Here is an 18,334-nt window from a genome sequence, read left to right as displayed (position 1 = left end):
TAAAGTTAATATTACTTTGTATGGATTTGAATTTTGACTTTACTGAAAAAAGAGTAATCATTACTGCATTTTTCTGTATGGCATTCACCATTGCAAACTTAATTACTGTTAAAATTATCAATATCGGATTTTTAGGTATGGAGACTCCTGCAGGAGTTTTAATCTATCCTTTAGTATATATTTTAACCAATGTAATCGCAGATGTTTACGGCGAGAGAACTGCACGTAGGACAATCATATTGGGCCTTTGCGTTGATATTCTGTTTGTTTTCATGACAACCTTGATATTGTTCTTGCCTTCTCCTGAATTCTTCACTGGAGATTCAAGCTTGGCATTTGTATTTACACAAACTCCAAGAATTCTTGTAGCATCATATATCAGTTATCTGATTGGTAACTTTGTAAACGCAAGAATCACAACAATTGTCAACAGAGGAAAAGAATATTCTGCTGTTAAAAACTTGGGAGTAATTGCTTTCTCTGAATTGATCGATAACTTCATATTCATTGGTCTTGCATTCGTTGGAGTATATTCAATTCCTGAAATTTTAATCATGATATTCTCTCATTGGGTATTAAGTTTGATTTGGAGTGCAATAGCTCAACCATTTACAAACATGACTGTAAGATGGGCTGAGAAAGGAAAACCGCAAGAAGCTTAAAATTTACGGGAAAATTTTCCCAACTTTTTTTTATTTTCATTTCAAAATGGAAAGTATTTTATTATTTCATTCAGATATATATTAATAATCACAAATTGTGATGGAATATTTAAAATGATTGTAATTGCATCAAATACATTCTACAATATCTGCATGAAATCAATGCCGTCTGATGTCAATCCATTTGCATGGCAGGATTAATATTGATTAATATTTAGGTGATAAGGTGAAATGTCCGGTTTGTGGCGAATGGGTTGAAGATGGCGAAGAATATTGTCCTACTTGCGGGTATGATGTGCATTCTATTGATGAGAATGATGAATTCTAGATTGACATAAAATTTTTATAGTATTTTTTTAAATATATTATCTTAATGAGTAGACAGGCTTATATTAAAAAGGAAGTTCCAATTACTGAAATCCGCAGAGTAAAGAGGGATTTGCAGAAATTCATTGATTTGTATGATAAGGTAACTTTTATTGAGGAATTATATAATGGTGAAACAGTAAAGTCTGCAATGGAAAAGCGTGGAAAAACACCTCAAACTGGTTACAAATGGTTAAAAACTTGGAATGAAGAAGGTTTTAATGGATTTTTCAGAAAAGATGGTTCTGGAAGAAATTCCAAGCTGTCTGATTATCAATTTGATATTTTAAGGAAAAATATTGTTCTTAAAGGATTATCAAGCGTTTCTGAGATTAAGCAGGAAATTCAAACCGAGTTTGGAGTATCTTATTCTGAAAGACATTTGCGCAGATTGATATTTGAATTGGGACTGGACGACTTCATGGAATCTGGTGGTTAATAACTATGATTTTTTTTGTCCGACATATTTTTTTAAAGTAATTTTTCCATGAGATTTGATTTTGACTGTCATTTTTATTTACCTTTTGAACGATTTGGTTGAAAAAAATTCATTTTTAGTAATATTTTTTTATAAATTTATTATATAAATTAACTTTAAATATTATCTTTAATATAAATTATCCTAGATAATATATCAGAGTGTATAATATGAAACTAGATCGAGGAATGTCAACTTTACTTATTTTTATAATTGCGGCTGCAATATTGAGTGCGGCTCAAAGTGTAGTAACAACAGGAATTGACGGCATAATGACCGATTTTCATGTGTCATCAACAACTGCACAATGGATTTACTCATCATTCTTACTTGTTTTGGGTGTTATGATACCATTATCAGCATTTTTCACACGCCGTTTCAAGGTCAAGACAATACTGATTTCATCATTAACCCTATTCTTGATAGGATCAATTATAGCATACGTTGCACCAAACATTGTGGTGCTGATTATTGCAAGAGTAATTCAGGCCTGCGGGTCTGGAATTCTGCTTCCAATAACTCAAATCGTTTTGTTTAAAGTTATTCCAGAAGAAAAATGGCAGGTTTACATGGGTTTGTTTGGATTCATCATTGGAATAGCTCCAGCACTTGCACCGACAGCGGGAGGATTCATAATTGATTCAGTCGGATGGAGGTCAATATTTTTAATATTTGCAATATTGGTTGCAATTTTGATTTTAATTGCAGCAGTCGTAGTAAAACTGGAATTTGAAACAGGACATTATCCGCTTGATATAATCTCATTAATATTATGTGTGCTTTCCTGTGTTGGAATAATGTTTGGATTTTCAAATATTGCACAAAAAGGATTCGATTTGATATGGGTAATATTACCTATTGTAATCGGGGTAATCTCATTGGTGCTATTTGTAAAAAGACAGTTTAACATTAAAACTCCTCTACTGGATTTGCGTGCATTAAAAAACAAGTATTTCTTTTTTGGAACATTGTTTTCAGCAATACTTTACTTTACAATGTGTGGATTGAATGTTATAATGCCACTTTTTGCTCAAAGCATAACCAGTCATGATGCAACAACATCAGGAATCATACTGCTTCCGGCAACACTGGTAATGATTGTATTCAACTTTATCGGCCCGTTGATGGCCAATAAATTCGGTGTTCGAAAAGTGCTTCTGTTATCATGTGCATTTACCGTTTTAGGTTATCTGATAATGATGACATATAATTCATCAACATCAGTTGAATACATGCTGGTCACTCAGGTTGTGCGTGCGATAGGTGCAGGTTTAGGTCTGATGCCTGCTGTAACATGGACAATAGCTGTAGTGTCAGGCGATGTTGAGGATGCAACTGCAATCAACAATACGGTAAGGCAGATTATAGGAGCAATAGGATCTGCTATTGCAGTGGTATTGATGGCGGCATTTGCCGGAGGAAACGTTGGTCACAACAGCGTATCAGTTGCTGCATTTGGCCAAACATCTCTTGTAATGTCAGTACTGGCCATTATCTCAGCAGTAATTGTAATATTGTATATTAAAGATGAGATTCACGATTTAATGTGAACTCATCATACTTTCCACTTTTTTTAAATTTTCATAATGCTAATTATTATGAAAATACTGACTTATTTAAAATCTATTTTTTAAAATCATTGTTTCTCGCCCTAAAAAAGCACAATAATATATATTGGTAAACAATATAGTATATAATAAGGAAAATTATCAATAATTAATTCCTTGCTAATCGATTTTAGAGGAGGTGAAAAATGAATAAAAAAGGCTTTATTGTTGTATTGTTTGTCATAGCTCTATTAAGCTTAAATTTCTGTGTGGCTCAGGAGATTGATAACTCAACAAGTGAAGATTTAAGTGCTTCAGTGGATGATGAAGTGTTGGCTGTTCATGAAGTTAATGAAAGTGCACTTCAGGCCTCAAGTAAAGTTAATACCCATATCGATGTTGAAGGCAACACCAATTTCGATGTAATCGGGGATTATTTCAAGGTAAAATTGAATGATGCCAATGGAAAGGTATTGGCAAATACTAAACTTACCTTTGCGCTTTCAGGCAAAACATACACAAGGACAACTGACAATAATGGTATTGCTTCGCTGCAACTTAGATTAAATGATGGAACTTACACAATCACAACAAAATTTGCTGGAAACACAAATTATCGGGCCTCATCTTTAGCGACAACTGTAACGATGACAAATACTCGTGTTGTGGATGCGGGCTTAAGTAGTTCTGAAATCCAAAAAATTATTGATAATGCAAAAGTAAATAATGTCATTTTGTTTAAGGGTCCAAGCTATTCAGATGTTAATCTGGTCATTACAAAGAGTTTAACATTGATTAGTGAGGTTGATACTGTTTTAAAATCAAGTGCAGGGACTGTAATCACAATCAAAGGTAAAGGTGCTTCACTCACCACAATAAAAGGATTTAAGATTCAAAGTGCAGGTAATGGAATTGTGATAAAGGATGCGGAATATGTTAAAATCATTAAAAATGACATTTCAGGTAAGGGAAATGCTATTGTTGCAACCGGAACAAAATATTTAAACATTACTAAGAATAATATTGTTAAGAATTCTAAAAATGGAATTTCCTTAGCGGATTCTAGTTATGCGTATATTTTTAATAATGACATCAAAAACAATGATTATGGTATTGAAGTGGCCAAATCCAATAATGTTTACATTTATGGAAATACCATAATGTACAACAAATATGGTGTCCATTTATCAAAGAAAATCAATGATGTTAATTATGGTGAAGGACCTAGCAATGTATACATTAGCAAAAATACGATTAATGTTAATGAAAAAGATGCTATTATGATTAATAATGCCGGAGACAACATAAATATCAAATCCAATGAGATTGATTCTAACCATGAAAACGGCATTTCAATAGCCCATATCGGAAACTTTTATATTCAATCCAATGTAATTTCTTCGAATTGGGGTAACGGTATTCAGTTCTTTGATGGCTATGTAAAGCCTAACACTCAGGAAATCAGCTATAATGCAATTCACAGCAATCTGCATACGGATGTTGAAGCAAAAGATTCAATTTATGAATCCGGATCCAGACTGCAGTTAGGCGATAACTGGTACACAGATTATTCGGGAATATGTCCTAAAATCCAATCCAACAATATAAAATTCAGCGTTAAACAGGTTGGTCCGAATCAGTTCCAGGCCACATTTGTAGATTCAAATGGAAATATAGCCAGTTTACTTCCAGACAGAACTCTAACATACACAACAGCAAACGGAAATACATTAAAAATCACAGTAAGTGGTGGAACAGCAGTATTTAATGTTGATGCTAATGATGGGGATTTGGTTGAATCTATTGTTGATAATTCCAAAAGGGACAATATCTTTGATTCAAAAACCAAAATTGTTCCTTCATCAAATGGACAATCCCCATCTTACACATATCCAACAATCCCAAACTATCAGTTATATGAAGATATTGGAACCGGTGGAGGAAATGGCAATGGTGACGGCTCAGGGGATGGTTCCGGAGGAAACGCCAACAGAGGAAATGGTGCTTCAAAACAGGACAGTTCAAGTAATGGAAACAGCACCCATAGTCAAAAATCCGACCCTGCAAGCAATGCAAACAATCAGGTAAATGATGTATCTCAGAGTTATGATTCACAGTCTTCTGCTCAAGCAGGTGCTTCTGAGGCAAGTTCTGGTGATACAGGCAATCCAGGTTCACAATCAGAATCTGTTGTAAAACAAATCATATTTGATGAAGATGAATTCTTTAAAGTCACTGGAATTTCATTCATTGTTTTACTGATGGTATTGACTGTCGGTTTTTATTATCGTGATGATATTAAGGAAATGAATTCCAAAAGATAATCATCTTCTTTTTTTACTATTTTTTTCTCAATTTTTACAAAAAATTATTTAAACGATTTTTAATAGATATCATATTATCTTACCTTTGGAGGATTAATATGAATAAGAGTGATTTGAAAAGAGACCATTATATGCTCAAGGGACCTCTTGCCAAGAAAGGTTATGATTGGTGGTGGCATTCTTTAACTGCATATAATAAGAAAACCGGAGAGGAAAGACCTTTTTTTATTGAATATTTTACATGCAATCCTGCATTAGCTGAAGAAGAACCAGTTCTTGGACAATTGCCTGAAAACCAAGAAGCAGGCAAAAAACCTTCATACTGTATGATTAAGGCGGGAACTTGGGGAAAAAATCCAAAGCAGATTCATAATTTTTACTCAATGAAATACTTTAACTGTCCTGATGATGAGTTAAACATTCAGATCGGTGATTGCAGCCTAACGGAAACACATATGAGTGGTTTTGCAAGAGTATCACAGGAAGATGCTGAAAATCACCCTGAATATATGTCAGATGCCGGAGACATGATGTGGGATTTGGATATCGACAAACAAATCACTTTCAATGTAGGTTATGGTGCCAGTTCACTATTTAGAAAACTGAACTCATTTGAAATGTTCTGGCATGCTGAAGGAATTAAAACCCAGTATAGTGGAACAATATGGTTGGATGGAGAAGAATATGAGGTAATTCCTGAAAAATCATATGGGTATGCCGATAAAAACTGGGGAGGAGACTTTACTTCACCTTGGCTTTGGATTTCATCATGTAATATTACAAGTCTGATTTCTGGTAAAAAATTGAATAATTCAGCTTTTGAAGCTGGTGGTGGAAGACCAAAGGCATTCGGTATTGAAATTCCACGTAAACTTCTCATCGGGTTTTACTATGAAGGAACCATGTATGAATACAACTTTGCAAGATTCTGGAACCTGGTAAAAATTGATTTCGACTTTGAAGAAGGTGAAGACGTTCACACATGGCGCATTAACGCAAGCAATAAAAATTCCAAAATGGAATTGGTATTATGGTGTAAACGTGATGAAATGATGCTGTTCAACTATGAAGCTCCTGATGGTCAAAAAAGACACAACCGCCTATGGAACGGTGGAAACGGTTGGGGTGAAATCAAATTATATAAAAAAGATGGAACATTAATTGACCATGTTAAAATAGAAAATGCAGGATGTGAATATGGGGAGTATGATGACGAATGATATTCACTGACATCATTGCATTAATTGTCGTATATGTTTATGTAATTGCAATTTTTATCATAGCTGAAAAGGTTTTAAAGTCAAGACCTGAATTTTCACGCAAATTCCTCCATATTATGGTAGGTAATATGATATTTGCAATGCCATTCTTTTCAAACCCCTGGGTCATGATTATAGGACTGACATTGCCTGCTTCAATCGGAACATTCCTTTTGACAGAATACTCTCCAATAAAAATAGAAAACAGTATGACTGAATCAGGTCATGCATTAGGATTATTTTTCTATTCAGCAATCTGGACAATACTGTTAATAGTATTCGGTAATCAATTATGGATTGTAGCATTAGCCATTGTACCATTAGTATATGGTGACGGATTTGCAGCATTAATCGGTATTAAATTCGGTAAAGTCAAATTCTCCATTTTCGGAAGTACAAAATCTCTTGAAGGATCACTTTCAATGTTTGTTGTAACTACAGTTATGAGCGTATTTGTATGGATGGTTTTCACATCTATCGGATATGCAATGCCTGAATTTAATATTGTGAATATTATATTGATTTCTGCGGTTGCAACACTTTGTGAGGCATTCAGTTATGGTGGAATTGACAATCTGACAGTTCCGGCATTAACTTCAATATTATACTATTTAGTAACTGTATTATAGTTACTAACTTTCACTTTCTTTTTTTTGCATTTCACTATCCAAATTTTGCATCTTGGAAACCTCGCCAAATAGCCATTTATATAGACTTTTACTAAGTTATATTAACGAATAGTTAATTGGTGATTAAATGGATTTAAGAGAAAAAGCAGAAAAAAGAGTTGATGCAAAAATCGAATTTCAAGAAAACTTATATAAATATTTGATTGTAAATGTAATAATAGCAATTATTTGCTTATTGTTTTTACAAAGTTTCTGGTTATTGTTCTTTGTAATGTTTTTCTGGGGTATTGGTCTTTTAAACAAATTTTTCAAAGCCTGCCCCATTAATGATTATAGAGAAGAAATGATTGAAAAAGAACTTTCAAAAATGGGTGAATAAGATGTCTGATAATTTATACTCAAGAGCTGAAGAAATAGTTGATAAAAAAATCAAATTTTATAGGAATTTGCAAGCATATATTATAGTTAATGCATTTTTAGCTGTTATTAATTGGTTTTTCACACCGGAATTCTGGTGGGTATTGTTCCCAATGTTTTTCTGGGGTATTGGTGTATTTAAAGACTTTTTAATGGCATATGTGTTTGTTGACAAGTTCAGTGATGATTACAGAGAACGTAAAATCCAAGAGGAAATGGAAAAATTAAGAGATTAAATTATGAAGGTAAATTTATTTGTTTCAAGAGATATTGAAGAGCCGTATGCAGATATTCACACCAATGAGTTAACGGATAATGTTACAAAGGCAATGTCAATTCTGGAAAGTGATGAATCCAGTGAAATGCTGGCGGTCAAGAAAGGATCAGACATTGCACTTTTGGAATTTAGTGATGTATATATGCTTAGGGTAGAAAATAAACAGGTTAAAGTATATACTAAAAATAATGAGTATTTGATTAAAAAGCCATTGTATCAAGTGGAAGAATCATTAACCGGTGATTTTGTGCGCATTTCAAAAACAACCATTGTCAACTTGAAAAAAATAGAACGTGTGGCTCCTTCACTTAAGGGAATGATGTTTATACAACTCAAAAATGGCCTGAAAGACAATATCTCAAGAAAATATTTGCCGTATTTTAAGAATGCTTTGGATTTATAGGTGAAAACATGAAAACAGATTTGATTAAAAGATTATCAATTGGAGCTTTTGTGGGATGCTTTATTGTCATGCTTATTATGGTTATAATGTCTCTCCAGTATGGTCCTGAAGTTATTCATTTCTCAGGAACTGATGTTATTAATGCATTTTTGGGCTCAATCGTTGCGGGTTGGGCATTTTCTTTAAGTGGGTTAATCTATGAAAGGGAAGATATTGCATTTCCTCTTCAGGTAATTTTCCAAATGGTCATTGGATTGGGGGTACTGTTCCTTGTTGCTGTTTATTTGAAATGGATGCCAATTAATCTGGGAATCGGACCAATAATAACCTGGATAGCAATTGCATGTGTATTTGCAGCCATATTTTGGTGTGGTTTTTATGTTTATTATTATTTGGTTGCACGTGACTTGAATAATAAATTAAAAAATTAAAAATAGTAAAATAAGTAAATAGCTCAGCTATTTACTCTAAAATCTTGTTTTTTCTATATCCGATTGCTAATAATAGGAATATGATGGCTATCCCCGCAATGAAAAATTTAATATCTAAATTTGCTTGTTTTGAAACTGATTTTCCGGTTTCATTTAGTTCATAAGCTTTTTTGTCCTCACCATGTGAAGTGGAATTTCCATAAACCAATGGGCCATTGGAACTTGTATAAGTTTTTTCAGGGTTTGCATTCCTATTTAAATTGCTTTCCTTTTGTGAATCGGATTTTAGTTCATTTTTGTTGTCACTGATGTCGGAACTTTTTTTATTCTTGGAATTGGCATTAGTGGTTTTGGTTTTGTTGTGATTATCCGGATTAGGGCTCTTAAACTGTTGTTTAAGATTATCAAGTGTGTCTTCTGGGAAGAAGTCTTTAAGTAAATCACTATATTTGTCTAATTGATTAAGATTCAAAACGCTGAACAAATTGGATTTGATAGTTGAACTTACTTTAATTCTTGGAGTGACATTGTTCGGATCGTTTATTGATGAGTCATTCGGGTCTTCATCTCCCCAATCATTATTGTCAAATTTGGTATACAGATTATGTGTGTCCTGCCATTTTATGAATATCTCTTTACCTAAAGGTGAGGTATTGTTGGTAATTATGTTGTTGTGGACATTGATGGTAGTTTTTTTATCATACATTGGCTGTTGAATGTAAAATGATCCACCAGTTTCTCCACCGTTATTGTTTACGATGATTGAGTTTTCAATATTGATATTTCCTGAAACCATCACTGCTCCACCATTGGTGCCTGCAGTATTGTTCATAAATATGCATCTTTCAATATTTGACTCGCCCGACCAGCTGTAATATGCTCCTCCCCATTCATCAGCGTGATTGAACATAAAAATGCAGTCCTGGACATTGCCGTATCCAAAAACACTTACACGTATTGCTCCACCGTCACGGCGGGCAGAATTATTTATAAAAACACAGTTGTAAATGTCTGAATCTGCATAGCATGTTGTAATTGCTCCACCGTCATGATCAGCATGATTATTGACAAATAGGGAGTTGTTTACAAACAGATATCCTCTTTCATATTTTGTTCCATAATTGGAAATGCCGCCCGCATTTGTTTCTTTCAATGCAGTGTTATTGATGAATATGCATTCGTCAACATAGATTTTTCCTTTTTCATTTGATATTGCTCCTCCAAAATCATCGGTTAATCCATTGATAAACGTTAAATTCTTAAATATGACCTTAACATTTGAGCTTCGAATAAGGAAAATGCTTGACTTGTTTTCTCCATCAATAATGATGTTTCGAGGATTTCCATTTCCCTGGAGTGTGATATTTTTTGTAATCTTAATATTGTGGATTTTATATGTTCCGGGATTAATTGAAATCACATCACCGCTTTTTGCATTGTCGATTTTCATTTTCAAATCCGAGGAGGCATCCTGCAGCACTGGTTCTTCTGCATTTGCAGTTGCTTGCAAATGTGAGTCTTCCATGGTTTGGTTTGAATCTTCATGAGCAGAAACCACACTGCATGATATCAGAACAACAAATATAATTATCAAAATTGATAAGCATTTAAATTTAATATTATCACCTCCTGAAAATGTATTGGACATGGTTTAAATTATGTATTTATTAATATATAACTATTTTCGCAACGATTTTTAAGTTTTCAATATTTATATTTGTTAAATTTCATTAATTTTGAATTTTTAAATTATATTTTTTTTAATGTCTTATTAATATAAGTTTTAACAGTATTTAAATTGTTTAAGCTGTTTAAATTATCCTATTTTTAATTTAAATGAAAAAAATTACTTTTATTGAAATGAAATATATTTCACTTTAATAAATTTTGTTTAAAATGATTAATATTAAAAAATAAATATTAAATTTTATTTAAATAACATTATAACCATTAATTTATATTTTATAATGATATTTTATGTTTATTATGGAAATAATCTATTTTATTATAATTTTTTTTTCATCGATAAACAATAATATTTATATTATATGTCGATACATAAATAATATCACTAGTATAGGGATATAGTTAATGATTATTTTGATTTTTAGTTTATTTTTAACTAGTTTCATATTAGTGAAATTTTTATAATAATAAAAGGAGGAAAAATAATGGATAGTAAAAAGATATTAATGTCTTTTCTTTTAGTTGCATTAATTGCGCTTTCTGTTGCTTCAGTTTCCGCTGAAGATGTTGATGATGTTATTTCCACAGATGATGCAGTTGATGCAATTGCTGCAGACGATTCTGTAGATGTACTTTCAGATGACATTTCACCTACAAATAATACTGCTAGTGCTGTACAGACTGCAGTTTATTCCGCAAAATCAGGAGATACTGTTGATTTAAGTAAGTATTCCGATTATGATTTTGCCGGCAACACTGTAACTGTTAATATTACCGGCATAACCATTGATGGTAAAGGTACAACTACTATTAAAGGTTATGGTGACGGAAATGGTATATTTGCCATTAAAGCAGCAAATGTAACCATTCAAGGAATAAAATTCATCGATACCAACCCTAAAAACGATTTCAAATATAATGGAACAGTTGCAGGTTGGGGTATTAGTGTTTCAGCAGCTCCTAATGGTGCAGTTAGAAACTGTGAATTCACCGATTTCAATAGTGGTATTGTTGTAATGCAAACTACCGGTTTCACCATCGAAAACAATAAGTTTAACGGCGGATACACTACCAAATTATTAAATGATCCTACCGTAAACAAAGAGGAAGGTAGTAAATCATTAAATATTTACAGACAATCTTCTAAGATTGTTGTTAAAAACAATACTTTTGAAGGGCCTATTCTTGATGGAGTATCCATTGCACAAGGTAGTGGTTCCAATCAAGTTTTAGACAATACATTCATCGGTAACTGTTACTCCATTTACTTTGGAGGAGCATCCACCAAAGGTACAGTTATCAGAGGTAACAAATTTATTAATTGTGGTTACTTTAAAGAAGGAAACATTTCCTGGTCAGGATTACCTGTAATCAGTATACAAAAAGCATCTGATGACATTTCAATTGAAAACAATAATTTTTCAGTCATTGATAATAATATATTAATTGCTGCTGAAAAAGGTAATGAAGCACACGGTAGCCCAACTGAAATTGGAAATATTAATATTACCGGCAATAAAATAGTTAAATATAATGATACTGTTGATGCTTCTACAGTAACTTTATTCCATATTTTAATAAGAGATGCTTCTTCTTTAGAAATTAGTAGCCCTCTCAATGTAACCGGCAACACTTACCCTAGTGATGTTAAAGGAATCTCAATTTGGATTAATGGTAATGAAGTTTATTCATCAGGTGATGCAGTAATCGAAAACGTATTATATACTACAGACACTATATTTAACACTACTCTAACAGTATCCGATGTTACTGTTACTGCTGGAGATGCTGCTAATTTAGTAATAACTTTAAAAAATTCCAACAATTCTGGATTAATAAATAAAGTTGTAATGGTTGCAATTGACGGAAAAATTATAAATGCAGTCACTGATGAAAACGGTGTTGCTACTGTACCAGTTAATTCCACAACCGCTGGCGTTCAATATGCTAGCATCGTATTTTTAGGTGAAGGTAACCTTTATGGAGGATCCATTGCTTCTGCTAAAATTACAGTAAATGCAAAACCTGTACCTCCAGTTGTTAAAAAAGTAACCACTTTAACTGCTAAAAAAGCAACCTTGAAAGTTAAAAAAGCTAAAAAAATCCAAGTAACTTTAAAATCTGAAGGTAAAGCTCTCGCTGGTAAAACCGTAACAATTAAAGTTAACAAGAAAACTTTCAAAGCAAAAACTAACGCTAAAGGTGTAGCTACTATTAAAGTTAAAGTTACTAAAAAAGGTAAATTTACCGCTACTGTAAAATTTGCTGGAGACAGCGAATACAACGCAGCTACCAAAAATGTTAAATTTACTGTAAAAAAATAGATAAGTAATATTTTTCATATTACTTTTCTTCTTTTCTTTTTTTTAATTATTTTAATGTAATTTGTTTTCATTACATAATGTGTGTGAATTATCATGAAAGAAATTAAAATCATTCTATTATTTTGCTCATTATTGTTGATTTTAATTATGGGTGTGGGAGCCATTTCTGCCACAGAAAGTCCAATTAACAATACGATTTCAATTGATAATCAAGAGAATGCTAATGAAATTATTGATGTGTCATATGATGAAGATATTGTGAGAGATTCCCCAAAAACCATTGTTGTACCATTTGATCCAAAGGAATCAAATGAAATGACATGGCCCAAGATTCAACCTGCAATAGATGGTGCTAATGCTGGAGATACAATCGTAATTGAAGGAAATCCGGCTCATTGTCGCATTACTATAAATAAAAAGCTAAATATTATTGCAACTGAAAAATCAACAATCACTCCATGTCCTAACTATTATCATGAAGGATTATCTGATTTCGGTGTTTTTTACATAACAAAAGAGGGTAGCGGATCTACAATTCAGGGATTCACTTTTCTAAATACTCATAGGTCAGAAACTCCATTCGGCATTTTAATTGATGGAGCTGATGACATTAACATTTTTAAGTGTACAATGAATTTTTATGCTAAAAATGAGGATAGATTCCAGGGAATTATAATTAAAAATTCAAATAATGTAAAATTATCTAATTTAGTCATAAATAACACCATAAATGGAATAACAATCATCGATTCTTCTAATATTGAGATTAAGGATTGTCTAATTAGCAATAATGAAAATCACGCAATATCTGTATTTGGCAATTCAAAAAATATCAATATCAAATATAATTTCATTAAAGATAATGGAAATTCAGGCATTAATTTATCAAGCGCAAACTATGTTAATATTTTAAATAATCATATTGAAAATAATGGTGCGGACAATAAAGATAGTGGTTCGGGGATTTATGTCAATACAAACATCACAAAACTGGTCGTTACAGGAAATATCTTCTTATCAAATGGGCTTCATGCAATAATGTATGATTATCGCACTAGAAATTTAAATAAAAATCCCGGCGATGATATGCTAACAGTTGTTGATGATAACTATTTCGAGGGACATAGCTCAATGATGCTTCACCATAGAATCTATATTGAATATGCAAACGGGGATATGCAGTATGATGCTGAAAAAGATATCTATTTCGAATCAGCAAATGGAAATTATCTTGAATCAAAATCATACGTGTATATGCAAAATGCATTAATTTTTAATGATGTACCGTGCGGATTTACATATTATACTACATCAATTCCTTGGACTTTAACTGCTCCGGGCAATAATGGAAAATATGACTTATCTTTAAAGCTAAATTTAAAGGAAACTAAAAATGGCGTATATCAGATTTCTATAGTTGATTCCAAAGGAAATATTGCCAGCAATTTCAATTCATTTTATGTTCCGGTATTTTTAAATGATTGTTCAAGTGTAACTCCTCAAAATGGTGATATTTATAGGAACGTTTTAATAAAAGATGGTGTAGGTATAGCAGATTTTAGAAGCGGTTATTCTTCTTTTAAATCAAAGAATAATATAATAACCGCCGTATTTCCGGGAACAGATGAGAATGTTATCAGGAGCTTATATGTTCAATTAAAAATTGACGATTCTAATCTTCCAATTAATCCGTCTACCAAATTAACAGCTTCTATTCTGACCACATATCCTTTGTCAGATGATTATGTGCAAGTTAAATTAACAGACAGTAAAGTAAATGCAATTCCTAATCAAAAGGTTACTTTTAAGTTCAACAGCAAGACATATGATGCCATAACTGACAATATGGGAATTGCTAAAGTCAAGGTTTCACTGTCCTCAATAAAAACTTATTCAGTTGCCGTAACCTATTTGGGAAATGATGATTATGACTATTCTCAAACTCTCACTAAAATAATTGTTAAATCGGGTTCTAAAAAATCAAAGATATCTGCATCTAATTTAAAAGTTAAAAGGAATGTTAAGAAAGTCTTTAGATTTAAAGTAACTGACGGTGTTGGGGGAGCTTTAAAAAATCAGAAGGTCATTGTTAAATTAAATGGTAAAAGCCACATTATTAAAACTAACAACAAGGGTATCGCTAAGCTTCCTGTAAAATTGAATAAAGCTAAAAAGTATAGATGTACAATTAGATTTTTAGGAAATGCAAACTTTAAACCTTCTTCAAAAACAAGTATTATCTGCGTAACAAAAAAATAACCTTCCATTTTTCTTTTTTAATATTTGACAAGATATAAATATAATTTTCAATATATTACAAAATAGGTTATTCAATTAAATTTACAACGATAAATATTAGATAATTTATCATTGTCAGTTTTTTTAATTGTTTAATTAAAATTTTTTGATTGATGTGAATTTGATTTTCAGGGGTTGATCTTATAAAAAAATCTGAATCTAGATTAATATTTGCTTTAATATTATTTTTTTCGATGTTACTCATGACAACAGTTTATGCTGAAGATAATTCGACTGAAGATTTGGCAGTTAATGGCGATTTTAATTCAATTCAGGGGTTGATTGACCAGGCCAAGTCAGGAGACACTATACATCTTGAAAACAAGATGTATGAAACCAACGGTTCACAAATCAATATTAATAAGGATATAACTATTTATGGTTCAGAGGCATCCGGCACAATATTAAATGGGAATTCAAAATCAAAAATCCTTGTCATATCAAATAATGCTAATGTAAATATTCATGGAATAACTTTCATTAATGGAAAAACTGGAAAAAATGGTGCTGCAATTGAAAATAATGGTCGTTTAACTGTATATGATTGCAAATTCATTAATAATGATGCTGATTATGGGGCTATCCGGGCAAATGCATATTCTAGTTTGACCATTTATAATTCTTATTTTGAGAATAACTATGGAGATGGCGGTGGAGCCGCAATTGACAGTTATAATGCATTTTGTAAAGTAGTAAACTGTACATTCTTTAAAAATCATGCTCATGAGGGTGGAGCAATCTATAATAGATTTGGTGAAATACAATTGATCGATTCCAATTTCATAAATAATTCCGCTACAAGAGGAGGAGGAATTTATAATAATAGAGGTCATTTGATTATCAGAAATTCAAAGTTTAATTCAAATTCCGCAACTCATTTGGGCGGAGGTGTAAAAAGTTGGGGGGTCTGTGAAATTTATGACAGTGAAGTTAAAGGCAATATTGGCCAATATGGTGGTGGAGTCTATATTTCTGAATTTACAATGCAGGTTATTAATACTGTAATTGAAAATAATAGTGCTGAAGAGGGAGGGGGATTAATTTCCGATTCCTTCGGGTCTTTGATAATTAAAGATTCAACAATAAACAATAATCGCGCTGAGCTTGGAGGCGGAATATCCAGTAACTGCGGACAACTGAATGCAATAAACTGCATTTTTAAAAATAATGTTGCCACTGATAAAGGAGGGGGAATCTCATCTACTTTAGGAGAGATTGCTGGTGTAAGATTCTCATGTTCCCTTCAAAATTGTTTACTCGACAGTAATACTGCAAGATATGGTGGAGGATTATGTTTTGCAGACATATTGGGGACATTTGATGAAGTAACCTTGAACAATAATTCCGCAACCCAGGGCGGAGCGATTTATAATCTGGGTAACTTAACATTCAATAAATTCACCATCACTTCAAACATTGCAAACGAAGGGGCCGCAGTATACAATAAAGGATCAATAAATTTAATGAATTCTAATGTGAATTCTAACTCTGCCAGTAACGGTGGAGCCATATATAATTGTCTTGACATGAATATTTCAAATTCCGATGTGAATTCTAACTCTGCAGGTAAAGGTGGTGCAATTTATAATGAAGCTAATTTAAATGTCCAAGGTTCTTTCATGGAATATAATACTGTAAAGTCTTACGGTGGGGCCATATATAATATTGGCATCACTAATATCATAAACAGTAATTTCAATTTCAATAATGCCGATTCTGCTGGAGTAATTTATAATGTGGGAAAATATGCTTTCATTAGTGGTTCATCATTTGCAAATAATAAAGCACAACAGGGAGCAGTTGTTTATACCTCATCTAGTTTATCAATTGATAATTCAAAATTCCAAAAAAATACCGTAGGTCATAGTTTGGGAATAATAACTGTAGCCAAAGACAGAATGTCAATTAATAAGTCAATATTTTCTTTTAATTCAGGTTCTGATGAGGGAGGAGTTATTTTTAACATTGACGGGACAATTTTAATTAACAATTCCCAATTCATATCAAATAAAGCATTGAGCTATGGGGGTGCAATTGATAATAATGCTGATTTGACTATTGCAAATTCATTATTCGATGGCAATCAGGCTTATGGCGCTGGAGCTATTGACAATGGTGGAAATCTAACAATTGTCAAATCCAATTTCACTAATAATAGGGCAACTAAAAACGGCGGAGCAATTGATAATAACAATATATTAAATATTGTCGGAGCTATTTTTAAGTACAATGCAGCCGGTGAGGAAGGCGGTGCAATCATTGCACGTAGTGATATCAACATGACCCATTCGGCATTATTTAGTAATGATGCAAAAAGCGGCAATGCAATTTATTTCAATAACAATAATTCCAGTTTGTCTAATAATTGGTGGGGATCAAATAGTCCCGATTTTGAAAAATTGTTCAATATTGGCCTTTCAGAAAATTTTACTTGGATAATAATGGAATTCGAATGTATGGATGATTTAATGCAATACGAAAGTTCAGGAATTCAAATTTCATTGAATAAGGTGAAAACTCAAGAGGGTTCTATTTCTAAATTGAATTCTCCCGAACTGTTGCCGAATTTGGAAGAAAGCGTATCCACTAATGATAAGTTGATTATAGAAAATGGATATCTGTCTAAATCACTTTATATTCCTCCAACTCAAGCTATAACATTTTCGTTGGATGGCCAAAGTTACACATTCAACGTTTTATTAAATCCTTCAAGAATAGTTGATAATAAGGATATTGTTGAGGATTATAAAGGAAAAACTATATTTAAGGTTCGTGTAATAGGTAAAGACGGAAAAATTGTTGGTGCAAATGAAGTTGTAATGATGAAAATAGGCGGTAAAACATACAGTGTTAAAACTGATGGAAATGGATTTGCTTCAAAGTCTTTCAGTCTGACTCCGAAAAAATATATAATTACAACAACATACAAAGGCAGTACAGTAAACAACGTCATAAATATTAAAAAGGTCTTAAAAGCTAATAACAAATCAGCTAAAAAATCTAAAAGGATAAAATATAGTGCAAAACTTATAAAAAGCAATGGAAAAGCAATAAAAGGTAAAAAGATTACTTTTAAAATTAATGGTAAAGTCTACTCTGCCAAGACTAATAAAAAAGGCGTAGCTTCTGTTGCTTTTAAGAATTTAAAAGTGGGCAAATATAAAATCTCAGTAAATTATTTGAAATCAGAAGTAAAAACAATATTAAAAGTGAAATAAGCTAATTATTATACT

Annotated in this window: 15 protein-coding genes; 14 read left to right on the top strand and 1 reads right to left on the bottom strand. The window is 32.2% G+C overall.

Annotated elements, in window-relative coordinates; genetic code table 11:
* Positions 1-20 precede the first annotated feature (20 nt).
* The 11 genes from ACJMLO_RS07740 (at position 21) to ACJMLO_RS07690 (ending at position 8,793) form a co-directional block, all read left to right on the top strand.
* Entirely contained in the window at positions 21-662 is a 642-nt protein-coding gene (locus tag ACJMLO_RS07740; protein WP_405295537.1) for a queuosine precursor transporter, read from the top strand.
* Between the two features lie 226 nt (positions 663-888).
* Positions 889-990 (top strand): zinc-ribbon domain-containing protein, encoded by a 102-nt coding sequence (locus ACJMLO_RS07735; protein ID WP_405295535.1) that lies wholly within the window; start codon positions 889-891, stop codon positions 988-990.
* A 45-nt stretch (positions 991-1,035) separates the two neighbouring features.
* On the top strand, positions 1,036-1,467 hold the full coding sequence (locus ACJMLO_RS07730) for a transposase (RefSeq protein ID WP_405295533.1): 432 nt from the start codon (positions 1,036-1,038) through the stop codon (positions 1,465-1,467).
* Between the two features lie 209 nt (positions 1,468-1,676).
* Positions 1,677-3,056, top strand: coding sequence for an MFS transporter (locus ACJMLO_RS07725; RefSeq protein ID WP_405295531.1), 1,380 nt, complete (start codon positions 1,677-1,679; stop codon positions 3,054-3,056).
* 203 nt (positions 3,057-3,259) lie between these two features.
* Complete coding sequence (locus ACJMLO_RS07720; protein WP_405295529.1) at positions 3,260-5,377, top strand: right-handed parallel beta-helix repeat-containing protein; 2,118 nt, start codon at positions 3,260-3,262, stop codon at positions 5,375-5,377.
* A gap of 98 nt (positions 5,378-5,475) precedes the next feature.
* Positions 5,476-6,597, top strand: coding sequence for a tocopherol cyclase family protein (locus ACJMLO_RS07715; RefSeq protein ID WP_405295527.1), 1,122 nt, complete (start codon positions 5,476-5,478; stop codon positions 6,595-6,597).
* Positions 6,594-7,265 (top strand): diacylglycerol/polyprenol kinase family protein, encoded by a 672-nt coding sequence (locus tag ACJMLO_RS07710; RefSeq protein ID WP_405295525.1) that lies wholly within the window; start codon positions 6,594-6,596, stop codon positions 7,263-7,265. The genes ACJMLO_RS07715 and ACJMLO_RS07710 overlap by 4 nt, the downstream gene beginning before the upstream one ends.
* Positions 7,266-7,392: 127 nt before the next feature.
* Positions 7,393-7,644 carry a 2TM domain-containing protein gene (locus tag ACJMLO_RS07705; protein WP_405295523.1) on the top strand — a complete coding sequence of 84 codons (252 nt, stop codon included), beginning with the start codon at positions 7,393-7,395 and terminating at the stop codon, positions 7,642-7,644.
* A 1-nt stretch (position 7,645) separates the two neighbouring features.
* Entirely contained in the window at positions 7,646-7,918 is a 273-nt protein-coding gene (locus tag ACJMLO_RS07700) for a 2TM domain-containing protein (RefSeq protein ID WP_405295521.1), read from the top strand.
* A 3-nt stretch (positions 7,919-7,921) separates the two neighbouring features.
* On the top strand, positions 7,922-8,362 hold the full coding sequence (locus tag ACJMLO_RS07695; RefSeq protein WP_405295519.1) for a LytTR family DNA-binding domain-containing protein: 441 nt from the start codon (positions 7,922-7,924) through the stop codon (positions 8,360-8,362).
* A gap of 8 nt (positions 8,363-8,370) precedes the next feature.
* Positions 8,371-8,793, top strand: a complete 423-nt coding sequence (locus ACJMLO_RS07690; RefSeq protein WP_405295517.1) for a DUF3021 domain-containing protein — start codon at positions 8,371-8,373, stop codon at positions 8,791-8,793.
* A 31-nt stretch (positions 8,794-8,824) separates the two neighbouring features.
* On the opposite strand, the gene ACJMLO_RS07685 is transcribed toward ACJMLO_RS07690, so the two are convergent.
* Positions 8,825-10,387: a hypothetical protein gene (locus tag ACJMLO_RS07685; RefSeq protein WP_405295515.1), complete on the bottom strand. Its 1,563-nt coding sequence runs from the start codon at positions 10,385-10,387 to the stop codon at positions 8,825-8,827.
* A gap of 577 nt (positions 10,388-10,964) precedes the next feature.
* On the opposite strand from ACJMLO_RS07685, the gene ACJMLO_RS07680 reads away from it, so the two are divergent.
* The 3 genes from ACJMLO_RS07680 (at position 10,965) to ACJMLO_RS07670 (ending at position 18,319) form a co-directional block, all read left to right on the top strand.
* Positions 10,965-12,803, top strand: coding sequence for a right-handed parallel beta-helix repeat-containing protein (locus ACJMLO_RS07680; protein WP_405295513.1), 1,839 nt, complete (start codon positions 10,965-10,967; stop codon positions 12,801-12,803).
* A 93-nt stretch (positions 12,804-12,896) separates the two neighbouring features.
* Positions 12,897-15,062: a right-handed parallel beta-helix repeat-containing protein gene (locus tag ACJMLO_RS07675; RefSeq protein WP_405295511.1), complete on the top strand. Its 2,166-nt coding sequence runs from the start codon at positions 12,897-12,899 to the stop codon at positions 15,060-15,062.
* Between the two features lie 233 nt (positions 15,063-15,295).
* Positions 15,296-18,319, top strand: a complete 3,024-nt coding sequence (locus ACJMLO_RS07670; protein WP_405295509.1) for a hypothetical protein — start codon at positions 15,296-15,298, stop codon at positions 18,317-18,319.
* Positions 18,320-18,334: the final 15 nt, after the last annotated feature.

It is taken from the genome of Methanobrevibacter sp., assembly GCF_045120835.1.
In the GTDB taxonomy this organism is placed as follows: Archaea; Methanobacteriota; Methanobacteria; order Methanobacteriales; family Methanobacteriaceae; genus Methanocatella.
The sequence above is the reverse complement of the archived record's forward strand: the minus strand, read 5'-3'. Positions and strand labels throughout refer to the sequence as shown.